At 73.9% G+C, this 2,998-nt stretch carries 5 protein-coding genes; 3 read left to right on the forward strand and 2 right to left on the reverse strand.

Annotation, left to right across the window (positions count from 1 at the left end; translation table 11 throughout):
* Positions 1 to 503 (reverse strand): NAD-dependent epimerase/dehydratase family protein (locus tag AB0H87_RS40040; protein WP_360158505.1); only part of this gene is annotated, 503 nt, incomplete at its 3' end.
* An 84-nt stretch (positions 504 to 587) separates the two neighbouring features.
* On the opposite strand from AB0H87_RS40040, the gene AB0H87_RS40045 reads away from it, so the two are divergent.
* Both AB0H87_RS40045 and AB0H87_RS40050 read left to right on the forward strand, forming a co-directional pair.
* Positions 588 to 770, forward strand: coding sequence for a hypothetical protein (locus AB0H87_RS40045; protein ID WP_360158508.1), 183 nt, complete (start codon positions 588 to 590; stop codon positions 768 to 770).
* A 52-nt stretch (positions 771 to 822) separates the two neighbouring features.
* Positions 823 to 1,194, forward strand: coding sequence for a hypothetical protein (locus AB0H87_RS40050; RefSeq protein WP_360158511.1), 372 nt, complete (start codon positions 823 to 825; stop codon positions 1,192 to 1,194).
* Here AB0H87_RS40050 and AB0H87_RS40055 read toward each other — a convergent pair.
* Positions 1,191 to 1,724 (reverse strand): hypothetical protein, encoded by a 534-nt coding sequence (locus AB0H87_RS40055; protein WP_360158514.1) that lies wholly within the window; start codon positions 1,722 to 1,724, stop codon positions 1,191 to 1,193. The two genes, AB0H87_RS40050 and AB0H87_RS40055, sit on opposite strands and share 4 nt — an antisense overlap.
* A 229-nt stretch (positions 1,725 to 1,953) precedes the next feature.
* On the opposite strand from AB0H87_RS40055, the gene AB0H87_RS40060 reads away from it, so the two are divergent.
* Complete coding sequence (locus AB0H87_RS40060; protein WP_360158517.1) at positions 1,954 to 2,961, forward strand: DMT family transporter; 1,008 nt, start codon at positions 1,954 to 1,956, stop codon at positions 2,959 to 2,961.
* Positions 2,962 to 2,998 lie beyond the last annotated feature (37 nt).

Below are 2,998 nucleotides of genomic sequence, written 5' to 3' on the forward strand. Positions count from 1 at the left end.
ACCCGCAGCGTCGGGTAGGTCCGCTCGACCTCGTCGAGCAGCAGTTCCACGTGCGCCTTGTCGCGGGCGTAGGTGGACCAGCGCACGCCGGTCACCGGCCACGACTCGCCGACCAGATAGTCCTTCGGACCCGGTGCGTACGCGCCGACCGAGGACGCGACGACGAGCGCGGGCACGCCGGCGCGGGCGACCGCCAGCGCGACGTTCGCGGCGCCCTGCACGTTCGTACGCCGGAGCCGTCGCTGGTTGTGGCTGGGCTGGATCTGCCAGGCCAGGTGGATCACGGCGGCGGCACCCTTGGCCGCCTCGGCCACCGCGCCCGTGGCGGCCGGCCCGCCCACGTCGATCGACCACCAGTCCACTCCGGCGTACGGCGCACCGGCGGCATCGTCGGGTACCCGCCGGGCGATCCCGACGATCTCCGTCACCTCGGGCTCGCGGGCCAGCCGGCGCAGCACCGCCGAGCCGACGTTGCCGGACGCTCCCACCACGACGACCTTCATCCCAGCCGTCTACCCCGTGCGGGCGTAACCATGCGCCGGCTGGGTATACCCACCTCATCCGCCACATCGAGGGAGGAACGCCTGATGTTCGCCACCGCACTTCGGCGCTGGGCGGTGGTCGCCGTCGCCCTGCCGCTGGCCGCCGCCGGGATCCGCAAGGTCAGCCAGGTCGTCGAGGCCCGCCGCGGCCCGAGCGGCGTGACGAAGGGGATGCGCCAGGTCGCCGACCTGCTCGGCGCGGGCCGCCGCAGGCGCCGCTTCTTCTGACCGCCGAGCCCCGGCTGAACACCCCGTCACCGCCGTCAGGGATCATGGGGTGGTGACTTTCGAGCTTGTTGTGCTCGCGGCCGGCGCCGCGGCGTCGCTGGACGACGTGCGGGCGATGGCGGACCGGTGTGCCGGTCGGTCGCACGACGGTGGCGAGCCGGACCCGCGGATCGCCGCCTTCTACGGCGACCTGCGGGCCGCGTTCCCTGACCTGTCCACGTACGAGGACGAGTCGCCCTGGGTCACCAGGCCGCTCGCCGTCGGTGTCGAGCACGTCGCGATGTCCATCGCGCAGACGCCGCTCGGCGACGACGCGGTCGACCTCGTGCTCCAGCTCGCCCAGAAGCACGGCCTGGTGGTGTTCGACCCACCGGCCGACGAGGCGACCGGCCTGCACGGCGACTACGCCGGCCCGGCCGACTAGATCTTCTTCACGACCTCGTCGAGCACCTCGACCAGCTTCTTCTGCGGCACGATCTCCGGTGCCGCGAAGATGACCAGCCGCAGGTCGGCCTCGTACGGCACCGTGGCCGCGACGATCCGGAACGAGTCCTTGACGTAGCCGATGCCCGCCGCGCCCAGGTCGTCCACCGGTGCGGTCTTGACACCGACGCCGGCGGCGATGTTGTCGATCGTGCTCTCGGCCTTCTCCGCCTGGTCGGGCCGGGTCGAGATCGTCAGCGCGAACGGCTCCTGCCCGTCCTTCCCGTACGCGCAGCTGTAGGCGACCTCGCCGTCCGACTTGTCGACCGGCAGCTCGCGCGCCTTCAGCTTCGTCTTGGACGTCGGCCCGAGGACCTTCATCACCGTGGCGGCGGGCAGCACCTTGCACGCGGACGTGACCTTGGCCAGCCGCACGGGCGCCTTGGACGTCGGCGCGGCGGACGGCGGTGGCGGCACCCATTCACCGCTGCTGGCGGCTTCGCTCCCGCAGCCGACGGCGAGCGCCGCCACCGCCACGAGCAGACCTGACGATCGGACAACCCCGTGAGACCCGAACACGAACATCCTTCCGGTACGGACGCCGGAAGGTTCCGACGTCTCCCGGTAACCAGCGCCGTCCGGGACGCGGGTGTCACCCTCGGGGCCGCGCGGAGACGCGCGATGAACATCCGATGACCGGTCGGGCGCGCTCGGCCGTGCCCGGGCGGAGCTGTGAGATCGTTCGCCGCGGGAGGTGCGGATGCTCGTCGTCGTGCTGCTCGCGCTGTCGGCTGCCGTCCTGCTCTCGCTGGCGGCGGCCCTGCAGCAGCACGGTGCCCAACGCGTCGCGCGGTCGAACACGGGCCGGCGCGGCCCGCTGCCACTGCTGGGCGTCGCGCACCGGCTGGTCCGCTCGCCCACCTGGGTCACCGGACAGGTGGCCAGCGCGGTCGGCGCCGGTGTGCAGGGTGCCGCGCTGCATCTCGGCTCGGTCGCCCTGGTCCAGCCGCTGCTCGCCACCCAACTCCTGTTCGCGCTGCCGCTCGGCGCGCGGCGCCGCCGCACCTGGCCGCGCGTCACCGACTGGCTCGCCGCGGCCGCCATCGTGGGCGCGCTGACGCTGTTCCTCACCGTCAAGGGCGCGATACCCGCACACGGCCGCTCCGATCCCGGCCGCGTGCTGCTCGCGACCGTCGCGACGGCGGTGGTGGCCGGGCTGCTGGTGGCGGCGGCCGGCAGGCGCAGGGACCGCTTCGGGTACGCGACGCTGCTCGCCGTCGGCGGCGCGCTCTGCTCTTCGCTGGCCGCCGTGCTCCTCAAGGTCACCGGCGAGCGCGTCACCGCGCACGGGCTCGGCGGAACCATGACCGATTGGCCGGCGTACGCCCTGGTGGCGGCGATTCTCGGCGCCCTGCTGCTGGGCCAGCAGGCGTTCGCGTCGGGCTCGCTGGCCGCCGCCGTGACCGCGGGCTCGGTGACCAACCCGGTGGCCAGCTACCTGCTCAGCATCCTCGCCTTCCACGCCACGCTGCCGCACGGCGCGGGACCGCGCGCGGCGCTGGCCGGTGCCGCCGCGCTGCTGCTGGCCGGGGCCTGGGGGCTGGCCCGCTCGCCGCTGACCTCAGGCGGCCAGCCCGATCCGGGGCGCCGGCTGGCGCAGGCCGGCGAGCATCGGCAGGCTCTTGCTGATGACGCCGGTGACACCGACGCGCGCCGGAAGTACGCGGTTGCCGCCGGTGTGGCCAGCAGCAGCGCCACCACAACGTAGCCCAGCGCCTGCACCACGGAAAGGGCCGCGCTGGTCC

The sequence above is a fragment of the Asanoa sp. NPDC050611 genome (genome assembly GCF_040654855.1).
Classification (GTDB): Bacteria; Actinomycetota; Actinomycetes; order Mycobacteriales; family Micromonosporaceae; genus Asanoa.